The 23,654-nt window shown below is 46.3% G+C and carries 17 protein-coding genes and 3 pseudogenes; 15 read left to right on the forward strand and 5 right to left on the reverse strand.

Annotation, left to right across the window (positions count from 1 at the left end):
• Positions 1 to 722 (forward strand): T9SS type A sorting domain-containing protein (locus tag F452_RS10920; RefSeq protein ID WP_033317161.1); only part of this gene is annotated, 722 nt, incomplete at its 5' end.
• A 148-nt stretch (positions 723 to 870) separates the two neighbouring features.
• Here the strand turns inward: F452_RS10920 and F452_RS13460 are convergent.
• A complete protein-coding gene (locus tag F452_RS13460; protein ID WP_235290046.1) occupies positions 871 to 984 on the reverse strand; it encodes a DUF1661 domain-containing protein in 114 nt (37 codons plus the stop codon).
• On the opposite strand from F452_RS13460, the gene F452_RS13465 reads away from it, so the two are divergent.
• The 3 genes from F452_RS13465 to ragB all read left to right on the forward strand — a co-directional run bounded on the left by F452_RS13465 (position 932) and on the right by ragB (position 6,215).
• Positions 932 to 1,048, forward strand: a complete 117-nt coding sequence (locus F452_RS13465; RefSeq protein ID WP_235290045.1) for a DUF1661 domain-containing protein — start codon at positions 932 to 934, stop codon at positions 1,046 to 1,048. The two genes, F452_RS13460 and F452_RS13465, sit on opposite strands and share 53 nt — an antisense overlap.
• Before the next feature lie 511 nt (positions 1,049 to 1,559).
• Positions 1,560 to 4,670, forward strand: a complete 3,111-nt coding sequence (gene ragA, locus F452_RS0109260) for a TonB-linked outer membrane protein RagA (RefSeq protein WP_033317191.1) — start codon at positions 1,560 to 1,562, stop codon at positions 4,668 to 4,670.
• Between the two features lie 33 nt (positions 4,671 to 4,703).
• Complete coding sequence (gene ragB / locus F452_RS0109265; protein ID WP_018965923.1) at positions 4,704 to 6,215, forward strand: nutrient uptake outer membrane protein RagB; 1,512 nt, start codon at positions 4,704 to 4,706, stop codon at positions 6,213 to 6,215.
• Between the two features lie 211 nt (positions 6,216 to 6,426).
• Here ragB and F452_RS10925 read toward each other — a convergent pair.
• Positions 6,427 to 7,495, reverse strand: a pseudogene (locus F452_RS10925) (ISAs1 family transposase); the annotation flags it as partial.
• Positions 7,496 to 7,622: 127 nt separating this feature from the next.
• Between F452_RS10925 and F452_RS0109275 the strand changes: the two are divergent.
• The 7 genes from F452_RS0109275 (at position 7,623) to rbr (ending at position 15,250) form a co-directional block, all read left to right on the forward strand.
• Positions 7,623 to 8,993, forward strand: a complete 1,371-nt coding sequence (locus tag F452_RS0109275; protein WP_018965925.1) for a DUF6242 domain-containing protein — start codon at positions 7,623 to 7,625, stop codon at positions 8,991 to 8,993.
• Complete coding sequence (gene porG / locus F452_RS0109280; protein ID WP_018965926.1) at positions 8,980 to 9,687, forward strand: type IX secretion system protein PorG; 708 nt, start codon at positions 8,980 to 8,982, stop codon at positions 9,685 to 9,687. Before F452_RS0109275 ends, porG begins: the two co-directional genes overlap by 14 nt.
• A gap of 77 nt (positions 9,688 to 9,764) precedes the next feature.
• A complete protein-coding gene (locus F452_RS0109285; protein ID WP_026292351.1) occupies positions 9,765 to 10,529 on the forward strand; it encodes an isoprenyl transferase in 765 nt (254 codons plus the stop codon).
• A 17-nt stretch (positions 10,530 to 10,546) separates the two neighbouring features.
• Positions 10,547 to 13,222 (forward strand): outer membrane protein assembly factor BamA, encoded by a 2,676-nt coding sequence (bamA, locus tag F452_RS0109290; protein ID WP_018965928.1) that lies wholly within the window; start codon positions 10,547 to 10,549, stop codon positions 13,220 to 13,222.
• 68 nt (positions 13,223 to 13,290) lie between these two features.
• On the forward strand, positions 13,291 to 13,803 hold the full coding sequence (gene ompH1 / locus F452_RS0109295) for an outer membrane protein OmpH-1 (RefSeq protein ID WP_026292352.1): 513 nt from the start codon (positions 13,291 to 13,293) through the stop codon (positions 13,801 to 13,803).
• Between the two features lie 34 nt (positions 13,804 to 13,837).
• Complete coding sequence (gene ompH2 / locus F452_RS0109300; protein ID WP_018965930.1) at positions 13,838 to 14,329, forward strand: outer membrane protein OmpH-2; 492 nt, start codon at positions 13,838 to 13,840, stop codon at positions 14,327 to 14,329.
• Positions 14,330 to 14,671: 342 nt separating this feature from the next.
• Complete coding sequence (gene rbr / locus F452_RS0109305) at positions 14,672 to 15,250, forward strand: rubrerythrin (RefSeq protein ID WP_026292353.1); 579 nt, start codon at positions 14,672 to 14,674, stop codon at positions 15,248 to 15,250.
• 776 nt (positions 15,251 to 16,026) lie between these two features.
• Here the strand turns inward: rbr and F452_RS13470 are convergent.
• Positions 16,027 to 16,146: pseudogene (locus F452_RS13470) on the reverse strand (DUF1661 domain-containing protein); the annotation flags it as partial.
• Positions 16,147 to 16,529: 383 nt separating this feature from the next.
• Between F452_RS13470 and F452_RS0109320 the strand changes: the two are divergent.
• Genes F452_RS0109320 through F452_RS0109330 form a run of 3 tightly spaced genes read left to right on the forward strand, consistent with a single transcriptional unit; the run spans position 16,530 to position 19,800 of the window.
• Entirely contained in the window at positions 16,530 to 17,645 is a 1,116-nt protein-coding gene (locus F452_RS0109320; RefSeq protein ID WP_026292354.1) for a hypothetical protein, read from the forward strand.
• A gap of 31 nt (positions 17,646 to 17,676) precedes the next feature.
• Complete coding sequence (locus F452_RS0109325) at positions 17,677 to 18,390, forward strand: SAM-dependent methyltransferase (RefSeq protein WP_018965935.1); 714 nt, start codon at positions 17,677 to 17,679, stop codon at positions 18,388 to 18,390.
• Between the two features lie 3 nt (positions 18,391 to 18,393).
• Positions 18,394 to 19,800, forward strand: a complete 1,407-nt coding sequence (locus F452_RS0109330; protein WP_026292355.1) for a methyltransferase RsmF C-terminal domain-like protein — start codon at positions 18,394 to 18,396, stop codon at positions 19,798 to 19,800.
• A 232-nt stretch (positions 19,801 to 20,032) separates the two neighbouring features.
• On the opposite strand, the gene F452_RS0109335 is transcribed toward F452_RS0109330, so the two are convergent.
• Both F452_RS0109335 and F452_RS0109340 read right to left on the reverse strand, forming a co-directional pair.
• Entirely contained in the window at positions 20,033 to 21,040 is a 1,008-nt protein-coding gene (locus F452_RS0109335; protein ID WP_026292356.1) for a 2-oxoacid:ferredoxin oxidoreductase subunit beta, read from the reverse strand.
• A 26-nt stretch (positions 21,041 to 21,066) separates the two neighbouring features.
• The gene (locus F452_RS0109340) at positions 21,067 to 22,926 is read right to left on the reverse strand and encodes a 2-oxoacid:acceptor oxidoreductase subunit alpha (RefSeq protein WP_018965938.1); all 1,860 of its coding nucleotides are present in this window, start codon (positions 22,924 to 22,926) and stop codon (positions 21,067 to 21,069) included.
• Between the two features lie 479 nt (positions 22,927 to 23,405).
• On the opposite strand from F452_RS0109340, the pseudogene F452_RS0109350 reads away from it, so the two are divergent.
• A pseudogene (locus F452_RS0109350) lies at positions 23,406 to 23,654 on the forward strand (IS3-like element ISPg5 family transposase); the annotation flags it as partial.

Genomic DNA, 23,654 nt, shown 5'->3' on the forward strand with positions numbered 1-23,654 from the left:
TGATGAAGAATACGACGGTGAACAACGGCAATGGGGCTCAGATCGTATGGCGTTCTAACGATACGGGTTCGTCCGGTATGCCTTCTCTTGTGATGGATGTTCTTGGCAACGAGTCTGCCGACCGTTTGTGGATCTTTACGGAGCCGGGTCTTTCTTTCGGTTTCGACAACGGCTGGGATGGTCGCAAGCTGCCGGAGAAGGGACTTTCACAGCTTTATGCGCTGTCGGATATCGGCAATGATAAATTCCAGGTTGCGGCTGTTCCTGAGTTGGATAATCTGCAGATCGGCTTCGATGCAGATAAGGATGGTCAATACACATTGGAGTTTGCCCTTTCTGATCATTTTTCGAAAGGGGCTGTATATCTGCACGATCTTCAGACCGAATCCAAGCACCGTATAACGAATACCACTTCGTATTCATTCGAGGCCAAACGAGGGGATTCGGGTGCACGATTCCGACTCTCGTTTGATGAGGCCGGCGTTGATTCGGAGGAAATGTCTGTTGTGGTTGGTACGGTTGGAAAGCGGATTGTTGTTAGCAACAACAGTGCCCATGACTACACAGTGCAAATTTACACCACTGACGGTAAGCTATTGTTCCGCGGGGATGTAAAGGCCGGAGGCAAGTCGATGACAGAAGCTCTGACTGATGGAGCGTATGTTGTCAGTCTTCATAGTCCTACTACAGCTACTGACGTAAGGAAGCTAATCGTTAACTGATGAGCTGAACAGATCGAGCATCATAGGAGGAATGCTAAAACAGTTTCCTTTTGAAAGAACTGTCTTAGCTTGATCTCAGCTTATAATAAGGAAGGAGCTGCAAATTGAACGATTTGTAACTCCTTCCTGCTTTTTCGTGAGTTCGATCTCAAGTGACCATGAAAAACACGTCCCGGAAATTCTCCGCTTGCGGTCTGTATTTTCCGGAAATGTGGAGCGAGATTTTTTTCGTTGTGGCGCGTAAATTTTTTCTTTCCCGCACCAAAGCGAAAATTTTCTCGCGCCATGTTTTTCGGCGTGTCGGTCAAGCAATTTTTCGCGCGTAAAGCGATCTTTATCTTTAGGGGGGGCATGCTTTATCAGGAATCCGGCGAGAGGAATTATTGTTTATAACTTGTCCTCCAAAATGTCTGAACAGGATGTGGAAATTATCAATGCTCTCTTGATAATCTGCTGCTGTTTATATATAAGAAATCGCTCTGTTTTATCTGCTATTACGAAGGTGTTTGTACCTCCTTGGAGCTTCTGTTTTGTCTCAGGGTTTCGGTAATAAGCATGTAAGATGGCCAAAAGTGCGTCTTTTGTAAGGTTTGCGTGTCAAATGGACAGCCCTTCCGGATTATTAGATCAAAAAAAAGAGAAGAGGATTAGTCTGGTTGCATTTTTTTATTTAGTTTTGTCGCTGTCCGTATCATAGGGTAGTTGTGGAAGTTTCGTATACCCGTGCCTGTGGCCGGTGGGGGCTTTCTGACACTTTCCTTGGTTAAGGGCAAAGCCGGAAAGATAAGGAAACAACATAACAGTAATAATTTTAAGTTTAACGCAAAAGAAAAGTCTATGAAAAGAATGACGCTATTCTTCCTTTGCTTGCTGACGAGCATTGGGTGGGCTATGGCCCAGAATAGAACCGTGAAGGGTACGGTTATCTCCTCCGAAGATAATGAACCCCTGATCGGCGCGAATGTCGTGGTTGTCGGAAACACCACTATCGGTGCTGCGACCGACTTGGATGGTAACTTCACGCTCAGCGTGCCCGCCAATGCCAAGATGCTGAGAGTGTCCTACTCCGGTATGACTACCAAAGAGGTTGCCATTGCTAACGTAATGAAGATCGTTTTGGATCCGGACTCTAAGGTCCTGGAGCAGGTAGTTGTATTAGGTTATGGTACGGGGCAGAAGCTCAGCACCGTTTCCGGTTCTGTTGCGAAAGTATCCAGCGAAAAGCTCGCGGAAAAGCCTGTGTCTAACATTATGGACGCCCTTCAGGGTCAAGTAGCCGGTATGCAGGTTATGACCTCTTCGGGAGACCCCACGAAGGTGGCCAACGTAACCATTCACGGTACCGGATCTTTGGGCGCAAGTTCTTCTCCGCTTTATATCGTTGATGGTATGCAGACGGATCTGTCAGTGGTGGCTACGATGAACCCGAATGATTTTGACAACGTAACAGTCTTGAAGGATGCTTCTGCAACTTCTATTTACGGTGCACGTGCTGCCAATGGTGTCGTGATTATCACTACCAAGAGAGGTAAAATGGGTGAAGCCGGCCGTATTACATTCAATTACAGTTACGGGATTTCTACTATTATTGGAAAGAAACCTATGAGCCGAATGATGACTGGTGATGAACACCTTCAGTATCAGTTTGATAATGGCTTTTGGGATACTACTAAGCCGGAGTATGCAACGATCGAAGCAGTCAAAGCTACTTTGATCAAGAATGCAGAAAACATGTATGCCAACTACCCGGAGCTTGCTCCTCTTGTGAAATCCGGATATTTAAAGCCAATTGATTTTGATAATGATACCGACTGGCTTGAGTATTTCATTCGACCTACTGCTCCGACGCACCAAGGTGATATTTCTTTCACCGGAGGTAGTCAGGGTACCTCTTATTTTGTTTCTTTGGGTTATTTCAATCAGGAAGGTATTTCCCGTGAGCCTTCTTCTTTCAAGCGCTATAGCGGCCGTATGAACTTGGAAAGCCGTATTAAGGAATGGCTTAAAATAGGTCTGAATCTCTCAGGTGCAATCGCTGAAAAACAGGCATCAACGTTCTCTGGTACCAATTACTATAATACGGGAACTTTCGGTGCATTATCTATGCCTAAGTATCTAAATCCTTTAACGAGTGATGGGGAGATTGCCGATGTATACTATATCATAGGAACGACACCTCGCCAAAGTCCATTGCGAATTGCAAAATGGTACCCCGAAGAAGATTATACTTATCAAGCAAATGTGGGTGGATACTTGCAGTTCAACCCGATTAAAGGGCTTACAATTAAGTCGCAAGCAGGTTTGGACTTTACGGACATCCGTGCTACATCAAAGACACTTCCGAATAATATTTTTTCTGCTAATCCTCTGGGTAACAGAACAGAGCAGTTCTATGGCGGACGGTTGTTTACAGTCACAAATACAGGTGAATATAAAACCAATTTTGAAGAGCTGCATGATGTAACCATCCTTTTAGGCCAAGAATTTATTGATGCAGATGTAGATGTTTTTAGTGCAAGAGCAAATGGCTTCGAGAACAGCAAGGTAATGCTTTTGTCGCAAGGAAAGACTGGTAATTTCCTTCAGCTTCCTACTCAGCGAAAAGAAGAATATGCTTATTTGTCTTTCTTCGGTAGAGGTAGCTATGGCTTTGATAAGTGGATGTATTTGGATATTTCGTTGCGAAATGACCAATCTTCTCGCTTTGGTGAGAACAATCGTAGTGCTTGGTTCTATTCTTTCGGTTCCATGTTCGACATCTACAATAAGTTCATCAAGGAAAGCGATTGGTTAAGCGACCTTCGTTTCAAATTGAGCTATGGTACTACCGGAAACTCAGAAATCGGAAATTACAATCACCAGGCACTCGTTTCTAACAATAACTATACCGATACAGCTTTGGGGCTCAGCATCACAACAATTGGTAATCCCGATCTTTCTTGGGAAAAACAATCTCAGCTAAATGTAGGTGTGGCCTCCGGTTTCTGGAACAACCGTTTGTCTGCAGAGGTCGATTTCTACGTCCGTAAAACGGATGATATGTTGATCAATGTTCCTCTTCAGTATATAAGTGGATTTGCAAGTCAGTTCCAGAATGTCGGCTCAATGCAAAATACCGGTATTGATGTTAACTTGAGAGGAACTATCTTCCAAAATAAAGATTGGAATGTTTATGCTGCTGCGAACTTCAACTACAACAAACAGAAGATTACGAAGCTCTTCTTCGGTTTGGAAGAATACGTTCTTCCTAATATGGGACTCGTTTGGCAGATTGGCAAGCCTAGTTCATTCTATATAGCTGAGTATGCAGGTATTTACAAGGGTACGGAGCCTTATACCGACCCGGATGGCAATGTTTATCATGGTGGTGATCAGTTGTGGTATGTTCCCGGCAAGACTTGGGCGGATGGTACACCTGCTACAACGAATGTCTATTCTACGGATTTGGAGCAAGCGGTAGATAAAGCTCAACATCCTCCTATTACCGGTGGTTTCTCTTTGGGTGCTTCATGGAAAGGACTTTCATTGGATGCTGATTTTGCTTATATCATTGGTAAGTGGATGATCAACAATGACCGCTACTTCACTGAAAACGGTTCTGGCGCTGCAATGAGAAACAATAAGGATAAAATCCTTTTGGATGCATGGACTCCGCAGAATCCTAACTCAGACGTTCCAAGACTGGGTCAAGACAATCAGTTCGATAGCCGTTTGCTGGAGAATGCCTCTTTCTTGCGTCTCAAGAATCTGAAATTGACTTATGTCCTTCCTCAATCCTTATTCAATAGCCAGGGGGTAGTTTCAGGCGCGCGTGTTTATTTGATGGCTCGTAACCTCCTGACAGTTACCAAGTACAAAGGTTTCGACCCTGAGGCCGGAGGCAATGTGGCTTTGAATCAGTTCCCGAATACAAAGCAGTTTGTTGGTGGTATTCAGATTTCTTTCTAAACATCGAGTACTAACGAATAACAGTAAATAATTATGAAAAAAATATTTTATGCAGCGCTGTCTGCTTTCCTGCTGTTGGGGCTTTTTTCATGCGATCTGCAGCGTGACCCGGATGGAAGTGATGATCAGAAAGACCATTTCGCTTCTTTCATAGAAACCAAGCATTTTAGAGATGGACTCTACTCTACGCTTCGAAGTGCAGAAAACCCCTCTCGTTTCGTATGGCAGGATCTGCAATCAGATATGTATGCTGTGACAACTAATGATGGCAATACAAGTTCTCGTTTTATCACATGGAGTTTGGGTGCTTTGGAATCATCCGGTGAGATTGCCTCATACTATCTCGCTTATTATAGTTTGTTGCAACGCGCTAATTACTTTGTGACCAGAATAGAGCGTTCTATTGAGATGAACCTTTATCTTGATAAAGAGCTCAAAGATGTAAAGATCTTTCACGCAGAAGGTATGACTCTTCAGGCATTAGCCCTCTCTCGTTTGATGGAGCGTTTTGCCTATAAGTATGATCCTGCAGCCACTACCCATCCGTATGATTTGGGTATTGTGCTTGTTAAAGATTACAACCCCTTGGTTGCAGCGCCTCGTAACACCCAGAAAGAGTGCTATGATTATATCCTTGATCGCTTGGGCCGAGCAATTGAAGTTTTGCCCAACAAGAGCAGTGAAGGTAATATCAGAGTTTCCAAGCATTATGCTCATGCTTTGCGTGCACGTGTTAATCTCGCAATGGGTAATTACGAGGCAGCTAAGAATGATGCAAAAATTGTTGTAGACAATTATCCTCTCATTGAAGTGACGACTGCAAAGAAATTTGCTGAGGTGTACCGCGATGATGCTAACAACCCTGAAATTGTGTTCCGTGCTTTTGCTTCTGGAACTATTGGAACTCTTGCAGAAACGACGCTGAGTGGGTTCTTCTGGCATTCAGGTGCTCAGCTTGTGGTTTCCAGTCCTATTTCAGCTCCTTTCCAGTGGGTTGTTGACCTGTACGATGATGCCGATTATCGTAAGTCTTACTATATCACGAAAGATTATTATGTTCTTGGCGCCGCTGTGGGTCAAGGTTATGTGGTTGGAAAGTATCTGGGTAACCCCGCTTATCAGTCTAATCCTAATGTGCCCGACTTTAAGGTGACCAGTCGTTTCTTCTCAGTTGCAGAGGCTTATTTGATCATGGCAGAATCATTGGCTAAGATCGGTGATGCAGCCGGAGCAAAGGACTTGTTGCAGACCCTCTGCGAGAAGCGTGGTGGTGAACTGGAAGATGGTGATATCATGGATTTGGTAATGGCAGAGCGTACTCGTGAGCTGATCGGAGAAGGCTCTCGTCTGAACGATATGATTCGTTGGAATTTGCCCAATAACCATGATGATATGGAAAACCAGCCGGTATTTTTGCAGATCGGTCTTGCAAAGGCCGATAAGCTGAAGCAACCGGTGCCTGCCGGTCATTATGCATTTACTTGGGAGTTCCCGGTTAGGGATCGTCAGGTGAATCCGCAGATTATCAAAAACTGGCCGAATTAATTCAGCCAATCCTGATTAATATAAGAGGGGCTACCTTATGAAGGGTAGTCTCTCTTTTTTATCAACGTGTTCTTTCTCTTCTATCGTTACTTGTATCTCTATCTTGCAAAATGTAGTCTCTCCTTGATCTTCGATGTCAAATGGCTATAGTTTTATCATTATTGTATGCGTCCATCGCGATATTTTCTTTGTTCTGTACAGGGCAACTACATCAAATCATTAGGAGTTGTTTGAGATAGTCTAAGTTTAGCGCAGCTTTGAATAACCTCTTTCGTAAGGAGAGCTTGTCTTTATACTGTGAAAAAATGGCTAAGGCAAACCTTCTTAAGTTTGTTAAGATTCCTTGCAGAGTAGTCCTTCTAAGCCCTGTGCATCTTCCCTAAAAGTCACATCAAGATGCCAGTGTAAGCGATTTTCAATACACCAATGACCACAAATGTATTGTCCTATCTGTTTGCACTCTTCAGAGGCTAAACTGCGATATAGTATTGCTTTTCTTGATGAATGCCTCCATCTAAACGGCTCACGATATGCTCTAATTGGATCAAACTTCTTAAGCCCTGCCAGTGTGAATATTCTCCCTCATCAAAAACCTCTGGCGTTTAGCATCGTATAAACCGTTTTTCAATACGCCCATGATCTTTCTCTAAGGTTTCCCAAGAATGAAACTTATATTTCCCTGAAAACGCATCTTGGACATCTTCAAACAAATACTTCTGATTAGCTTTGAGACTAAGAATATAGTCGGCCTCCGATTGAATAATCACTTCAGCAATAGCTGTTTGCGTTCCCTTCGCATCAATACTAACAGTTGATCCGCTTAAGTCAAGACTATCCGGCACTTCGGGAATAGTTTGTAATTCATTGTGTTTGTCTGCAACTGTCTCTTGAGCAAGACATAAGTTCACTTCATCAACCTATGCCGAGAGTATATGTGTACACCCTGTCTTCTTTTGGGAGCCACGCAAACACTTGCCATCTATGGCGATATGTTTACCCTCTAAATCGCTAATCAAGTCTTTTCTATAAACACTGAGACAAGCGTAAAAAGAAGAAGGTTCAATACGTTGGAGTACACGCTCAAATGTATCTGCGCCGGGACATCCGTTAGGAAATTCAACCAATGGACGAAGGGATTCTACACGCTTCAAACATAGTTCGTGCATTGACTCATAATCCTCTCCACCACACAGATAACTCGCCAAGGCGATAACTAAAATGTCGCTTAACTTATGCTTACAGCGACCTACAACACGAGGATCTTTTACCTCCTTGAAAAATCTGTTACATGCATAATCCCAAAGATATCCTTATTTTGATGCGGTTGCCCTGCCCTGGATGCGATAGCCTGCAATTGTTACATAAGTCGGCAGATATCTTATCTTTGTACACAAAATTATTATAGGTATGTGCAAGAAACATTTCATCCGATATCTCTTTTGGATTTTTATCTCCTTTTGCTCAGGTATAGCTTTGGTCTCTTGTAAGGAGTCCAAGTTAGATCTCGAAGACGTGAATGTGGTTGATCTGCAAATCCACCGATTCTACCTTTCCGCTAAGAAGAATCCGGATTTAGAAAAAGTATTTTTCTCTATCGATCATGCCAAAGGGACAATTATTAATAAGAAATATATGCCTTATGGCACGGTTTTAGATTCTGTAATGATGAATCTTGTTACTGATTTCTCTGCGAAAAAGTTGCAAGTAGCGGTTAATGATGGGGAATATAAAGATTGGCACAATAAGGACTCTTTGTGGTTGCGCGATTGTCATACCTTGCATTTGATGGTTTTCGATGAAAGTGGGGAGAAAACGAAAAAGTATACCGTTACCCTCAATCGTTATGATTATCAACCGACTTCGTTCGTTTGGCACATACTTGATGGGGTAGCTTTACCGGACATCAATGCCTCTTTTGTCGATGTTGTAACGCATGCTGATAAGGTTTATATGGTTGCAGCCACAGGTAATAAGACATTGTTATATTCATCTGACAGGAAGAACCCTGTTCATTGGTCTTTACTGTCTTCATCCGGCTTGTCGGGTGCGTGTCGGCAGATAGCTGTGACTGAAGATGGACACGCTTGGATTCTAACAGATTCGGGGATTTATCAAAGCGATGACTTCACAAACTGGAGTTTGCTCCCCTCCGAAGTTCCTGTGACTGCCCTGCTGGGTGCCATGGTTTGGCCACAGGGGAGTCACACACTGGCATTACTTGCTGAAAAAGATGGCTCTCTGTTCTTTGCCACCAATATCGATGGAGTCCATTCTTGGCAGGAGCAAGCTCCCGAAACTTTCCCTGTTCGCAATTTCAGTACTCAACTATATAAAGCAAACAATCATCCAATGCTCCGCTTGGTCGGCGGCGTAACGCGTACGGGTGTTCCTGCCGATTCCGTTTGGATCACGAGCAATGGAAACGATTGGTTTGGACTTGACTTGGCCATCGGAGCCATTCCCGCATCAATGGAAAAAGGGGCTTTGGTACAAACTCCATCGGATGGTAACTTGTACTATTATGCTACTGAACAAGCCGAAGGTATAAAGCGAGTGGCTGTGGCGTATTCGACTGATAAGGGCATCACATGGAAACGTGGAGCCGCGGATATTATGTTGCCGGCCGATCCTTTCTACACAGCTGGCTATCCATTGCCGTTCGTCTGTGCATTTGATGATGGAGCTTACAATATATATCAGTTGGGAGGCGTTAGCTCTTCAGGAACATTCTTTTCCACGATATGGAAGGGTATCCTGAAACTGAATGAAAACAATTAGTAAGAACTATGCGGCACGGATCTGTGCCGCCATTGCTTTGTTTGCTGTGTGTAACGGCCGGATAGCTGCTCAGGATTATCTCTATGAAATAGGAGGAGGTCTTGCTGCTGCTCAGTATTTCGGTGATGCAAACAGAGGCTTGTTCGGTTCTTCCGGAGTTGGTTTGGAGTTGGTCGGACGCTACAATTATAATTTTCGTTGGGCTTTCAGTGCCATGTTGGATTGGCGTACATTGAGAGGCAATACCGATAAGTCCGGGAATGTTTTCCCCGATTTTGCTCAAGCGGGTTTTAATGTTGGGTTGACTCAGCTCCACGCTAGAAGCGAATTTAACTTTCTCCCTTATAGTGATGGCTATAAGTATCTTGGTACAGCGCGGCTGTCTCCTTATGTAGCAGCCGGGTTGTCTTTGGGTTTGGCTTCGGGTGCCAAAGGTTCGGCTTTTGCTCCCGGGATTACTGTCGGAATGGGGGTGAAGTATAAGCTTAAACCGCGGATCAATGTCGGTATCGAGTATTCTTTCACGGGCTTGCTTACCGATGCTCTGGATGCGCTGACAGATAAAAGTGTTTGGCTCGAGGATCCGTATAAAATCAATGACTCCTGGCTCAAAAACAAGGATGCTACAGGGGCTTTAGTGCTTAGGATTACGTACGACTTCGGCCTGCGTAAGACTTTTTGTAATAAACAATAGGGCCTCGAAACATTCTAAGGAAATAGACCTCTCTTGGATTGGTCGTTAGGTGAAATATCTTGATAAAAAAGAGATAGATGGTAGGTGATGGAGACAAGCTCCAGTCAGCGGTTATAGTGCCGAGGCATATCGCTTTGGTCATGGATGGTAACGGCCGTTGGGCGAAGATGCGTGGCAAAGAGCGATGCGAAGGACATGTGGCCGGTGTGAATGCCCTGCGTGTCGCTTTGCGTGCAGCAGTCAATTGGGGTGTGGACTATTTGACTGCCTATACCTTCAGTACCGAAAATTGGAATCGTCCAGAGGAAGAGGTCAGAGCCTTAATGAGTCTTTTTGTTTCAGCCATTATGAATGAAATGCTGGATTTGCTGGCCAATAATATACGTCTTCTCGCTATAGGTGATTTCTCCCGACTCCCCGAAGATGTCCGGGAATCGTTGGAAAAAGGTATTCGCGAGACTGCCGGAAATACCGGCTTGACTTTGGTCTTAGCTCTCAGTTACAGTTCTCGTTGGGAAATAACCGATGCTATTCGTCGATTGGCCTTGGATGTACGGGATGGAAGTATAGAGCCGGAGAAGATAGATGTCGATTTAGTGTCCGATCATCTCTCCACGGCAGGTATTCCCGATCCGGATCTGTTCATTCGTACTGGGGGGGAGAAGCGCATCAGCAATTTTCTTATGTGGCAAATGGCCTATACGGAATTGTTTTTCACCGATACGCTTTGGCCCGACTTTGACGCCGACTGCATGGCGGCTGCCATAGAAGAATACTCTTCGAGAGAGCGTCGATTCGGCAAGACCAGCGAGCAAATCGCTCTCGGAGAAAATAAATATTGAATCATTTGAGAAAGACTATGTACAAAAAGATTATTGCCGTAGCAGCTCTCTTCTGCGCAAGTATAGGGATCCTGAAAGGACAGTCCTCGGATCTGACCCCTCAGGATACTATATATAGCCCTGAAATATCCTATGCCAAGCCTATTCATAAGACCATAGCATCTATTGAGATCGAGGGGATGAGGTCTTTCGATGACTTTGTCTTGCGCAATCTTTCCGGCTTGGCTGTAGGTGATGAAGTCCTGATTCCCGGAGATGCCATGTCTGCTGCCGTGAATAGAATTATGCGTCAGGGCTACTTCTCAAATGTGCGAATCATCGCGGATAAATATGTCGGCAATAAGGTCTATCTGAAAATCATTGTCACAGAACGTCCTCGTATCAGTAAGGTTACTTTTAGCGGGGTAAAGAAGTCCGAGAGAGAAGATCTCGAAATGAAAACCGGTCTTCGCGAAGGGATTCAGATGACCAGAAATAATGAAGACAAGGTCAAGCAAATCGTACAGAAGTATTTTAGTGAGAAAGGTTATCGCGATGCCAGCGTACAGATAACTCAGGAACCGGATCTTTCCAAAGATGGCTTTGTCAATGTGCTTATCTCAATTGAGAAGAAAAGCAAAACCAAGGTGAATGAAATTTATTTTTCTGGCAACAAGGCTCTTAGCGATCATAAGCTGCGAATGGCTATGAAGAACACCAATGCCAAATTCAGTCTCAGGAAGCACATTCGCTCATCTTTCTTGAAGCTCTTCAGTACTCATAAGTTTGTGGAAGAGAACTATCGTGAAGATTTGGTCCGACTGATAGAGAAGTATCAGGAATATGGATATCGTGATGCTGAAATACTGACCGACAGTGTCGTGAAGGCTCCCGACGGCAAGAGAGTGGATATTTATCTCAATATCGATGAGGGACAGAAGTATTACATTAAGGATATCAATTTTGTCGGCAATTCGCAATATCCATCGGAGTACTTGGAGCGTGTGCTCGGAATAAAATCCGGAGATGTGTACAATCAAAGACGATTGGCGAAGCGTCTTAATGAAGATGAAGATGCTGTCGGAAACCTGTATTATAACAATGGTTACATTTTTGCCTGGGTCGATCCAGTAGAGACTAACGTGGTTGGGGATTCCGTTTCGCTCGATATCCGTATAGCCGAGGGTAAGCAGGCCAATATCAATAAGGTGATCATCAAAGGGAATACCGTTGTTTACGAAGATGTCGTACGCCGAGAACTTTACACAAAGCCGGGCCAGCTCTTTAGTCGGGAGGATATCATTAACTCTATTCGTCTGATCAATCAGCTCGGGCATTTCGATGCTGAAAAATCTATTCCTCGTCCGATCCCCAATCCGGAGACAGGTACGGTGGATATAGAGTATGATTTGGTGCCGCGCAGCAGCGATCAGCTGGAACTTTCTGTAGGTTGGAGCCAGTCCGGACTCCTGTTCCGAGGAGCCATTAAGTTCACGAACTTCTCTGTCGCGAATCTGCTCCATCCCTCAATGTATAAGAAAGGTATTATTCCGCAGGGAGATGGACAGACGCTGTCGCTGAGTGCACAAACCAATGGTAAGTATTACCAGCAGTATAGTGTCACATTTATGGATCCTTGGTTCGGTGGTAAGCGGCCGGATATGTTCAGCTTCAGTGCTTTCTATTCGAAGACCACGGCTATTGACTCCAAATTCTATAATAGCAATGCCGGCAATTATTACAATGCCTATTATAATAGCTACTACAACAACTATAATAGTTATTACAATGGAATGTCCGGTTACGCCGGTGATCTCTATACACAGGCCAGTGATCCGGATCGCTCGCTTCAGATGCTGGGTACTTCGATTGGTTATGGTAAGCGTTTGACATGGCCTGACAATTGGTTCCAGATTTACACTTCTCTGAACTATACCTACTATCGACTACGCAATTGGAGCTACAATACCTTCCAGAATTTCCATCATGGCTCAGCCAATGATCTCAATTTGGAGTTGCGTCTCTCCCGTACTTCCATCGATAACCCGATTTATACCCGTAGCGGATCCGACTTCATGGTTTCTGTAGCTGCCACCCTCCCTTATTCTTTGTGGGACAATCATGACTATGCCAGCCAGAACCTGAGCGTAAGCGATCGTTACAGATTTATCGAGTATCACAAGTGGAAGTTTAGAGGACGAGTCTTTACTCCATTGCTCAATCCTGCTACGCATAAATATACGCCCGTGCTCATGAGTCGTGTGGAAGGGGCTGTACTTGGTTCGTACAATTCCAATAAGAAGTCGCCTTTCGGTACTTTCTACATGGGGGGCGATGGTATGTCCAGCTACTACGGTGGTTATATGAACGAGACGATTGGATTGCGTGGTTATAAAAACGGATCTATTGCCGGTAATAACTATGACTATGCATACGCGTATATGCGTCTCACAATGGAATTGCGCTTCCCGATTCTATTTGAAAACTCATTCAATGCTTGGCTCTTGGCGTTTGCCGAAGCAGGGAACGCCTGGCGCACTATTGACAATTATAACCCCTTCAACCTGAAACGATCCGCTGGTGTTGGTCTGCGCGTTACATTGCCCATGGTCGGAATGCTTGGTATAGATTGGGGGTATGGATTCGACCGTCCTGACAATTCTCTCCAGCGAGGAGGAAGCAATGTCCATTTTGTACTCGGTCAGGAGTTCTGATCGGTTAAACTCCGTTTGAGAGGCATGTCTAATAAAATAGTTACTAACAAATAAACATGAATGGCGATATGAAACGGTTTTTGATTTTGATCGGCTTTGCACTGGCGATAGCTTTCTCCGGTTTCTCCCAAAAGTTTGCTTTGGTAGATATGGAATATATCCTCAAGAATATTCCTGACTATGAGATGATGAACGAGCAGCTCGATCAGGTTTCCAAGAAATGGCAAAATGAAATCGAAGCTCTGGAGAATGAAGCCCAGTCTATGTATAAGAAGTATCAGAGCGATCTCGTATTCTTGTCTGCAGCCCAAAAGAAAAGTCAGGAAGAAGCCATCGTAAAGAAAGAGCAGCAAGCATCCGAACTCAAACGGAAGTATTTCGGGCCGGAGGGCGAACTGTATAAGAAACGCTCTGATCTGATGAAGCCCATTCAGGACGAGATTTGGAATGCTATCAAAGAGATTGCCAAGCGTAACAACTACCAGATGGTACTTGACAGAGGTACTTCGGGCATCATCTTTGCCAGCCCATCTATCGATATTAGTGATCTTGTTTTGAGCAAGATGGGCTTTAGCAAGTAAAGAATATTACTAACGAATAAATAAACAACACGAAATGAAGAAATTTTTTCTCATGCTTCTGATGGCTCTTCCTTTGAGCCTCTTGGCGCAAAAGGTGGCAGTGGTAAACACTGAGGACATCATTTCCAAAATGCCCGAACAAGTAACCGCTACAAAACAGCTGAATGAATTGGCTGAAAAGTATCGCCTTGATCTTAAGAGTATGGAGGATGAGTTGAACAAGAAGATGGAGGACTTCGTAAAGGAGAAAGATGGTCTTGTGGAGAATATCCGCAATCGTCGTCAGCAGGAACTTCAGGATATTCAAACTCGTTATCAGCAGTCGTACCAAACGATGCAGGAGGATTTGCAAAAGCGTCAGCAACAGCTTTTTGCTCCTATCCAACAAAAGGTGGCCGATGCCATCAAGAAGGTTGGTGACGAAGAAAATTGTGCTTATATCATGGAGGCTGGCATGATGCTTTACACCGGCGTCACAGCTATTGACTTGACCGCAAAGGTAAAAGCGAAACTCGGTATCCAGTAATTACATACAAGTCCAAGAGATATTTTTAGAGAGTGTGCCTGATCGCCATAGTGCGATTAGGCACACTCTTTTTTTGTACGTGTATAAAAGATTCGTTCGAAGTCTTTTTTTTCCGCTTACTCTGTGAAAAATCAGGCACCGGACTATATCAAGATCGGCCGGATCTTTTTACTTCTCCTTTGTTGTTTTATTGCGTGTTTCCATGGCTCTACTCAGGATAAAAGAATTTAGATACCTAAGTGTAGGTATATTTATTCCTGTTTTTCTTGTTTTATTGCCTGTTAGTACCTATTTTTGTGGTGTGAGTTGGACGCTCATCATGTCAATAAAAAGAAAACAACTATGAACAAAAGTATCAAAGGGACAAAGACAGAAAAGCATTTGCTCATGGCATTTGCCGGCGAATCGCAAGCTCGGTCTCGCTATACTTTCTTCGCAAGTGTTGCCAAGAAAGAGGGTTACGAACAGATAGCCGGAGTTTTCATGGAAACCGCTGAGCAGGAAAAAGAGCATGCCAAAAGGTTTTTCTCTTTCTTGGAAGGCGGCATGCTTGAGATAACGGCTTCTTTTCCTGCAGGAATAATCGGTTCCACAGCCGAAAACTTGCGCGCGGCAGCTGCCGGTGAAAATGAAGAGTGGACAGAACTCTATCCGGCTTTTGCTGAGACTGCCGAAGAAGAGGGATTTAAGGAGATTGCAGCCGTATTTCGTCAGATAGCCAAGGTGGAAGCCGAGCATGAACGTCGCTATCTGGCTCTTTTGGCTCATGTGGAAGACGGATCCGTCTTCGAGCGAACGGAAGAAATCGCATGGCAATGTCGCAATTGCGGTTATGTCATTACTTCCAAGAAAGCACCGAAGTTATGTCCCGCTTGCGCTCATCCGCAGGCTTACTTCGAGCCAATGAAAACGAATTACTGAGGATCATTCATATAGAAACGAAGTAATTATCTGATCTCATGTTTTTGAAGGAGGCACCGCTCGGGAGAGTCGTGCCTCTTTTTATTCTGTTTGACCCCTCGAATGAGAGGATTTTTTGCTTAGTTTTTCCCTTCCTTTTAGGAGCATTTCTTATATTGGTGTCTCCAGCTGTATTGTCATAGATAAATACACCTAATCCGGCATCCTGATTGTCGAGCGCCATCGTAGTTTCCTTGCCTCGTATATGCAGGGTTAATTCGATATAGTCCGCCTCGCCGTTTATTGCAGGAATTGTAGCTGTACTTCCGGTCTATCTTTACACACGAGTTCGTGGCGATTGAGAATCCCTTGTATTCCCGGCGAAGATACGTTCTTGGGTGTTGCCATTGTCCGGATCGGTAGAGTATAACGAGGTCGGGCAATCCGAATCTTTCTCGACGTCAGCATCGTTGTCCGTGTCTATATACAACAGTTTATTACCCATCCACTTGGGTGCGAATGAGTCTGTTATGATGACATCTTCAGACAAAACCTGCTGATTACTTCCATCCGCATCCGCGATACTGAGAGGTCCATGCGCTACGTTTTGATTTACATGTGATTAGCAAGCATAGGGCAGACGCAAGTATCGTTCTCGTATAGATTGCTCTCATTGTTTATCTTTTTTAGGTGACCGAGGCTTAGATCGGTAAATGGCTTATTGGTATTCAAAATTCGCAAATAATTTGGTGCATCCCTTTATCTATATACATTTTACACCTGATCTATACCGACCGTTATGATTGTGACCAAAAGGATAATCGGGTACACGTCACACGCTGAGAAAACAAGAAGATATGGTGCCGAAAAACGTGGCGCGGGAACATTTTCGTTTCCGCGCGTAAACTGAAAAATTCTCGCGCGGGAGCGAAAAACTTTTGGTGCCATTTTTTTACAAAAGCGGTTCGATTTTTTCCATAAAAGTGGTTCGTAAATCTGCTTCATCTTTCTCCGCTAACGACTCTGATTGACGTATGGAGAAAAAAAGATCGTCTGCTGTTTTGTTTGCAGATTGAATTCGATCCGGGGCGTTTATGTCATAAGACAGCAAAACAACATGTGTCCCTTTTTTCACTATACGTCAGGGCAAAGGATCGTGATTTCTCTTGTACTGTTTCCCTGTAGCCGTTGCATGGAGTGTCGCTGCCCGACTGTCGATTTTGTGGCTGTAGCTACTTGGATCACAACTAAACGGGGCTGTGGCTGTTATACTCATAAACGAAAAAATCGAATCCTAATTTTGACTACAAAGAAGTATCCGGATATAGCACCCTTCTTAGGGTCTAATCCGATGGGCGGATTTCTGCCGGTCGTCTTGTTGCTCCTGTTACTGCCGAGTGCGGGGATGATGGTGGCATGGACGGCTGCCATTGCTCTCTTTGTAATCATCGGTGGGGTGCTCTTTTTCCGTCGAAAAAGCAAGTACCGTCAGCCGGCCATATTGACTTCTTTGGCTGTACTGCTTCTCTTGTTGCCCACCATATGGCTGCCGGAGGCTTCTCCGCTCATTGGTATTGGCTCGATTCTGACGGCCATACTTCTGGTTTCGGCCGCGGTCAGACTGCTTCGCGGAAGCGGTCCTAAAGAGGCGAACTATACAGACTGTCCGCACAAACGTCTGGTCATGCTGGAGTATGGACGCATTACGGGGAGCATCCTGCGCATATCGCTCTTTTTCCTTTTTCTGATGGGACTTTTGCTCTACTTCAGGGGGGAGAGGATTGCACATGTCTTGCTGTATCTGCCCGGTGTTTCGCTCTTCCTGCTCTATGTATATGAGGTGATTCGTCTCGAATGGGTGCGCAGGGAGATGCGCCGCGAGGAATGGATACCGATCACCGATACGCAGGGCGAATCCATCGGCCGTATAGCCCGATCCGAGACAGAGGCACTGGCTGATCCTGCTGCCGGCTTACTTCCCGTAGTACGTTTGATAGCCATTTCCGACGGGATGATCTATTTGAGCCATTACTGCAAATGCGATCTTTGTACGGGCGACTGCTATGATACTCCTTTCTTCTCGTGGCTGACCACGGATAAGCATCATAAGGAATTGGCACAAAGTCTTATAGACGAACGATTCTGCGGTGTGAATCGTCTGAGACCGCACTTTCTGCTGCGATATATCCACAATGAAAACGGAAAAGACCGGCTCGTCTATCTCTATTTGGCTCATATGTCCGAACCGAATATGATCTTGTGCGACAAGGATCCGCGAGTAGGCAAATGGTGGCCGGTGGATCAGATCGAAGAGCAGCTTTCGGGTCTGACTTTCGGTCCTTATCTCCGGAGCGAAATGCCTTACCTGAGGCAGACGGTACTGCTTGCCGAGCAGCTCAAGAATCATCACGAATAGAAAAGATCAACCTCGTACCCCGTCCCCGATCATGATGGAAAACAACCCCGTTCTATATCTTATCCCCGTGCCGCTGGGCGAAACGGATCACACTCGCGTTCTGCCCGAATACAACAGGACTATTGTCCGTAGTCTACGCCATTTCATCGTCGAAAATATCCGTTCGGCTCGCCGTTTCCTGAAAACGGCAGACCGGTCTATCGACATAGATTCGCTCACCTTCTACGAACTCAACAAGCATACTTCCCCGGAGGAGGTCAGCTCTTATCTTCGCCCTATGGCTGCCGGCGAGAGCATGGGCGTCATATCGGAAGCGGGTTGTCCCGCGATAGCAGATCCAGGCGCAGATGTGGTAGCCATCGCACAGCGCAAGGGATTGAGAGTGGAGCCACTTGTGGGGCCGAGTTCGATCCTGATGGGACTGATGGCTTCCGGCTTCAATGGTCAGAGCTTCGCTTTCAAAGGCTACCTGCCCATCGGAGAAAATGAGCGTTTGGCTGCTTTCAAAGAGATGGAGACGCGAATCTACAAATATCACGAGACACAGATCTTCATCGAAACGCCTTACCGAAACGACAAACTGGTGGACGAACTGATTCGCCACTGCCGACCGACGACCAAACTATGCATTGCCTCCCATATTTCCTGTCCCGACGAACTGATTCGTACTCGTACCCTCTCGGAATGGAAGAAAGGGAAACCTGCACTACATAAAATTCCAACCATCTTCTTACTCTATAAATAATAGATGACACCACTACCTCAAGATTTTGTCTCTGCTATGCGCCCACTGTTAGGGAGCGAAGCCGAAGCATTTTTTGCAGCACTCGACAGTCCTGCACCTGTAAGCGTACGTCGCAATCCTAATAAACTGGGCATCGGTACCACTGTCATGGATCTGCCCACCAATAAGCCTGTGCCTTGGTGTCCCCTCGGCACGTATCTGGCTGAGAGACCTTCTTTCACCAATGATCCGGTCTTCCATGCCGGAGGCTACTATGTACAGGAAGCCTCTTCCATGTTTTTGTGGCAGTTGGAACCTCTGCTCGGCGAGTCACCTGTCAGGGCTTTGGATCTCTGCGCTTCCCCGGGTGGAAAGAGTACACTCCTGACCAATATATTGCCGGAGGGCAGCGTATTGGTCAGTAACGAAGTGATTCACCATCGCGCCAATATTCTGGCTGAGAATATGATCAAGTGGGGCTATCCGGCCGGTATTGTCACCGAAGCGGATCCCGACAAGTTGAAATCCGTGGGAGAGACTTTCGACTTCATTCTGGTCGATGCTCCCTGCTCGGGAGAAGGCATGTTCCGTAAGGATGAGGCTGCTCGATCCGAATGGAGCCTGCAAAATGTGGAGCTTTGTGCTCGCCGTCAGCAGCGTATCCTCTCTGCTGCGTGGGAAATGTTGCAGCCGGGAGGTCTCTTGGCATACAGCACCTGTACCTTCAATACGCTTGAGAACGAAGACAATCTGGCTTTCCTCATCGATACTTTCGGAGCGGAGCCTGTGGCTTTGGACGTTCCCTCCGAATGGCAGATCGCTCCTCAACTCAAAGGAGAGGCACCGGCATACCGTTTCTTCCCTCACAAAGTTGTGGGTGAAGGCTTTTTCTTCTGCCTCGTTCGCAAACCGGAGGGAGAACCCGTAAGGCATAAGCACCCCAAGAGCAAGGGAAAGAAAAATGTGGAAAAGCATATCCCTCATGGCATCAAATGCTTCGTACATGCTCCCGAAAAATACGAATGGCAGTGGATGGGAGACGAGTATGTGCACGCTCTTACTCCCAATGTGCTCGAAATAGTCGAATGCCTCAAGGCAAATGGCATCAGATTGCATACGGCTGGAATTACGGTAGGAATGCAAAAGGGGAAAGATCTCGTGCCGGCTCCGGCCTTGGCTTTGTCCACGGAAATGGACGACCACTCATTCTTCGATATGGAGTTTTCGCGGGATGAAGCTCTCACCTACTTGGCCCGTCAGTCTGTGACCACTATGCCTGATCTGCCGCTCGGCTTCGTCCTCGCCACATTCCGCAGACGTCCGCTCGGCTTTCTGAAGAATCTCGGTACTCGTGCCAACAATCTATATCCGCAGGATTGGCGCATTCGAAATCTCGAAACCTCCGAGGACTGTATGGCAGCCAAAGACTGATCCTCCCCTTCTCGTATCGGAAGTATTTCAGATACAAATAATCTGACTGACATGGAGTCATGCCGCAATCTTTCGGTATGGCTCCATGCTTTTATACTCGATCAATCTCCGACCCCTGTCGAATAACCGGTCTACACCCGTTCCATGAAAGGGAAACGGGTAGGAAACGACATCCTCCCCGAAAGGCTTCTGTCGAATCCTACCCGTTTGGGTACTAATCGTCTAAACCGCTTTATTTGATCTCCCAAACGTCTCCTTTAAGAAGGAGTTCGTGGAGCTTACGTGTGGGATTCTTCTGCCGGATCTCTTCGATCTGAGCTTCCACTGCCCTGTCGTAGCAGGGAGCTTCCACGTCGCGGATGACTCCGAGAGCAATAGGCATACTCTCGTCTGTGTAGCCCATCATAGCGAGGAGGTGATGCAGAGTTACATCTTGCTCATGCTTGTCGTGTACGAGTACGTCATCAAGGGTGTAACCGTCTTCGCCTATCGTAACGGCACGAAGTTTCAGTCCTTCCAGAACGATTCCCTTATCACGGTTCGCTCCGAAGATCATCTTCTCACCGTGACGCAACGTGATGGTGCGATCGGCACGCAGGTCTTTGTGTGAGCGGTTCTTATGCGTACCGTCATTGAAGATCACGCAGTTTACCAATACTTCCGTGGCGGCAAAACCTCTATGACGAGCTGAGGCTACGAAGCAGTCCTGCAGGGTCTTCATGTCCACATCGATGGCACGGGCGAAGAAATTGCCGCGAGCACCGAGGATCAGTTCTGCAGGGATGAACGGATCTTCTACCGTACCGTAGGGTGAACTCTTGGATACGAATCCGCGAGCTGAGGTAGGAGAGTATTGTCCCTTGGTCAGACCATAGATACGGTTATTGAAAAGAACCGCATTGATGTCGATATTCCTGCGCACGGCATGGATGAAGTGGTTACCACCGATAGCCAAGCTGTCACCGTCTCCGGATGCGAGCCATACGGAAAGCTCCGGATTGGCCGTCTTCACACCGGTAGCGATGGCTGCACCACGACCGTGAATGGTGTGGAAGCCATAGGTGTTCATATAGTATGGCAAACGCGAAGAACATCCGATACCGGATATTACAGCCGTCTGATGGGGAGGAATCCCTATTTCGGCCATTGCCTTCTGGAGGGTTACTACCACAGCGTGGTCACCGCAACCCGGGCACCAACGCACATACTGATCGCTCTTATAGTCTTTTGCCTCGTACATGGGGCACTTAGTCGTTTCTGACATAATCATTTCTCCTCCATCATTTGCGTGAATACTTCTACCATCTCACTCATAACAAGCGGCTGGCCGGTCACACGGTTGAACTGCAGCGGGTGGAATCCGGGGACTTCGCCTCGCAGATAGAGAGCAAACTGTCCCAAATTCTGCTCGGCAACCACTGCCTTCGGATAGCGTTGCAGTACTTCTGCCGTATTCTTGGGAAGCGGATTGATAAAGCGGAAGTGAGCCAAAGCCACCTTCTTGCCGGCTTTGCGCATACGCTCCATTGTCTCATAGAGGTGGCCATAGGTACCGCCCCAACCGATGATTAACAGCTCGGCATCGTCCTTATCGCCGTGTACTTCCAAGTCAGGAATATCCTGGGCAATAGCTTGAACCTTAGCTTCACGTGTAGCGACCATCTTGGCGTGATTATCCGGATTGGTGCTAATGGCACCGGTCACATAGTCTTTCTCCAGACCGCCCAGGCGGTGCTGGAAGCCTTCCTGTCCGGGGATAGCCCAATAGCGGACGTGCGTCTCTTCATTTCTGAAGTAGGGTCTCCACTTGGCTTCGCCCTTATACTGATCCACATAGGGAGGATGGATATCGGGATATGATTGGGGATCGGGGATTCTCCATGCAGAGGAGCCGTTAGCGATGAAAGCATCCGTCAGCAGGATAACCGGCGTCATATGCTCCAAAGCTATCTTACATGCCCAGAAAGCAGCGTCGAAGCAGTCTGACGGTGTAGTGGCAGCTATGACAGGGATGGGGCTTTCTCCATTACGTCCGAACAAGGCTTGCAACAAGTCGGTCTGTTCGCTCTTGGTCGGCAAACCGGTCGAAGGGCCACCACGCTGAACGTCCACCAATACGAGAGGAAGCTCGGCCATTACTGCCAGACCGAGGGCTTCGCTCTTCAGAGCCAAACCGGGGCCGGAAGTGTTGGTTACTGCCAGATTGCCGGCAAAGGATGCACCGATAGCCGTACAGATACCGGCGATTTCGTCTTCGGCCTGAACCGTTTTTACACCCAAAGATTTCAATTTGGCCAGCTCGTGCAGGATGTCTGTAGCCGGAGTGATGGGGTAACTGCCGAGGAAGAGGTTGAGATTGGCATGTTCGGCAGCGGCAACCAGACCATAAGCTGTGGCTTTGTTTCCGCTGATATCCATATATACCCCGGGTGTTTGTTTGCGACCTTCGATTCGATAGATCGTAGCCGTAGCATGGGTATTATGTCCATAGTTGAAACCATCTGCAAGAGCCTTGATATTGGCATTGAGGATAGCTTCTTTCTTGCCGAATTTTCTATTCAGATAGTCTTTGGCATGCTGTGTAGGACGGTCGAACAACCAACATACGAGACCGAGTGCAAACATATTCTTGCAGCGGAGGGCTGCTTTCGCATCGAGACCGAATTCTGCGGTAGACTTCTTCACCATGGATGAAATGGGTACGGTGAAGAGCTCTTGTGTCGTAAGCCCCAGCTCGGTCATGAAGTCTTCAGAGGCGATTTCTGCTTTCTCTAAATCAGATGCCTTGAAAGAGTCGATGTCGATGATAATAATAGAGTCCCGTCTTACGTGTGTCCGATTGACTTTGAGAGCGGCAGGGTTCATGGCTACGAGAACGTCAGCCAAATCGCCGGGAGTACGTACCTGATCGGTCCCGATGTGCACTTGGAATCCGGACACTCCTCCCAATGTCCCTTGTGGAGCACGAATTTCTGCCGGATAGTCTGGGAAAGTGGAAATGGTGTTGCCAAACACCGCCGAAAGGTCGGAGAATATCGTTCCGGTCAGCTGCATCCCATCTCCGGAGTCGCCGCAGAATCGGACTACAACATCTTTCAGCGTTTTTACGGTAGTTTTTTCCGTCATAGCATACTGAGTTTGATAAGGTGGATTTTACCAGAATGCGACAAGCCCTATCAAATAATTTTCAGGTGATAAAGACCAATCGCAACGGCCGCAAAGTTCTGATATTTTTTTCATTCACAAGACATTCCGTCCCAAAATATTTGGATTTCATGCCTGTCAGGGAGAGAAAAGAATGCGGCAAAAGCCTCTTCGCGAATCGCATTTCAACATCAAAAGGATAGCACTCCGAGACTTATTCCTGCTTGTCCGCTCTACGGCAAACAAAATGTCGCAAAAGGATACTTTCTTCATGCAAGTTGTTTTTGTCCATCAGGGCATGAAAATGCGATCGATCGAAGTAATTCTTTTTTTCGGTTTTTCCCGTTTTGCTTTTCCGATGAGATCGAAAGGATATGAATTTTCTCCAAATACGATAAAAGACGAACGGCAAATCAGAAGAAAGTGGTGACGTGTACTGAAAAAAGTTGACAGTGGGCGGGATGCAACCAGTATCCATTATGGGCAAACATTTAAGCAACTTTGAACGCCTTGCCATCCTAGAGGATTACCTCTCGGGAGCAGAGAGCAAAGCAGCCATTGAGCAGAAATATGGGCTAAGTCATGGTCTCATTCGCTCTTGGCTTAGTAAATTTGGACTCGAAGATAAAGTTCATCCGGTCCCAATGAAAGCGTCCCAATCCCCCCAGAGTGAGCTGACCCTCAATGAAAAAGAAGAGTTGGAGCAACTA

The sequence above is a fragment of the Porphyromonas gulae DSM 15663 genome, from assembly GCF_000378065.1.
Classification (GTDB): Bacteria; Bacteroidota; Bacteroidia; order Bacteroidales; family Porphyromonadaceae; genus Porphyromonas; species Porphyromonas gulae.

Excerpts from the sequence above, each read along its gene's own strand:
- F452_RS13465 (WP_235290045.1), top strand. The coding sequence starts at position 932 with ATGTGGAGCGAGATTTTTTTCGTTGTGGCGCGTAAATTTTTTCTTTCC.
- ragA (WP_033317191.1), top strand. The coding sequence starts at position 1,560 with ATGAAAAGAATGACGCTATTCTTCCTTTGCTTGCTGACGAGCATTGGG.
- ragB (WP_018965923.1), top strand. The coding sequence starts at position 4,704 with ATGAAAAAAATATTTTATGCAGCGCTGTCTGCTTTCCTGCTGTTGGGG.
- F452_RS0109275 (WP_018965925.1), top strand. The coding sequence starts at position 7,623 with ATGTGCAAGAAACATTTCATCCGATATCTCTTTTGGATTTTTATCTCC.
- porG (WP_018965926.1), top strand. The coding sequence starts at position 8,980 with ATGAAAACAATTAGTAAGAACTATGCGGCACGGATCTGTGCCGCCATT.
- F452_RS0109285 (WP_026292351.1), top strand. The coding sequence starts at position 9,765 with ATGGTAGGTGATGGAGACAAGCTCCAGTCAGCGGTTATAGTGCCGAGG.
- bamA (WP_018965928.1), top strand. The coding sequence starts at position 10,547 with ATGTACAAAAAGATTATTGCCGTAGCAGCTCTCTTCTGCGCAAGTATA.
- ompH1 (WP_026292352.1), top strand. The coding sequence starts at position 13,291 with ATGAAACGGTTTTTGATTTTGATCGGCTTTGCACTGGCGATAGCTTTC.
- ompH2 (WP_018965930.1), top strand. The coding sequence starts at position 13,838 with ATGAAGAAATTTTTTCTCATGCTTCTGATGGCTCTTCCTTTGAGCCTC.
- rbr (WP_026292353.1), top strand. The coding sequence starts at position 14,672 with ATGAACAAAAGTATCAAAGGGACAAAGACAGAAAAGCATTTGCTCATG.
- F452_RS0109325 (WP_018965935.1), top strand. The coding sequence starts at position 17,677 with ATGATGGAAAACAACCCCGTTCTATATCTTATCCCCGTGCCGCTGGGC.
- F452_RS0109330 (WP_026292355.1), top strand. The coding sequence starts at position 18,394 with ATGACACCACTACCTCAAGATTTTGTCTCTGCTATGCGCCCACTGTTA.
- F452_RS0109335 (WP_026292356.1), bottom strand. The coding sequence starts at position 21,040 with ATGTACGAGGCAAAAGACTATAAGAGCGATCAGTATGTGCGTTGGTGC.
- F452_RS0109340 (WP_018965938.1), bottom strand. The coding sequence starts at position 22,926 with ATGACGGAAAAAACTACCGTAAAAACGCTGAAAGATGTTGTAGTCCGA.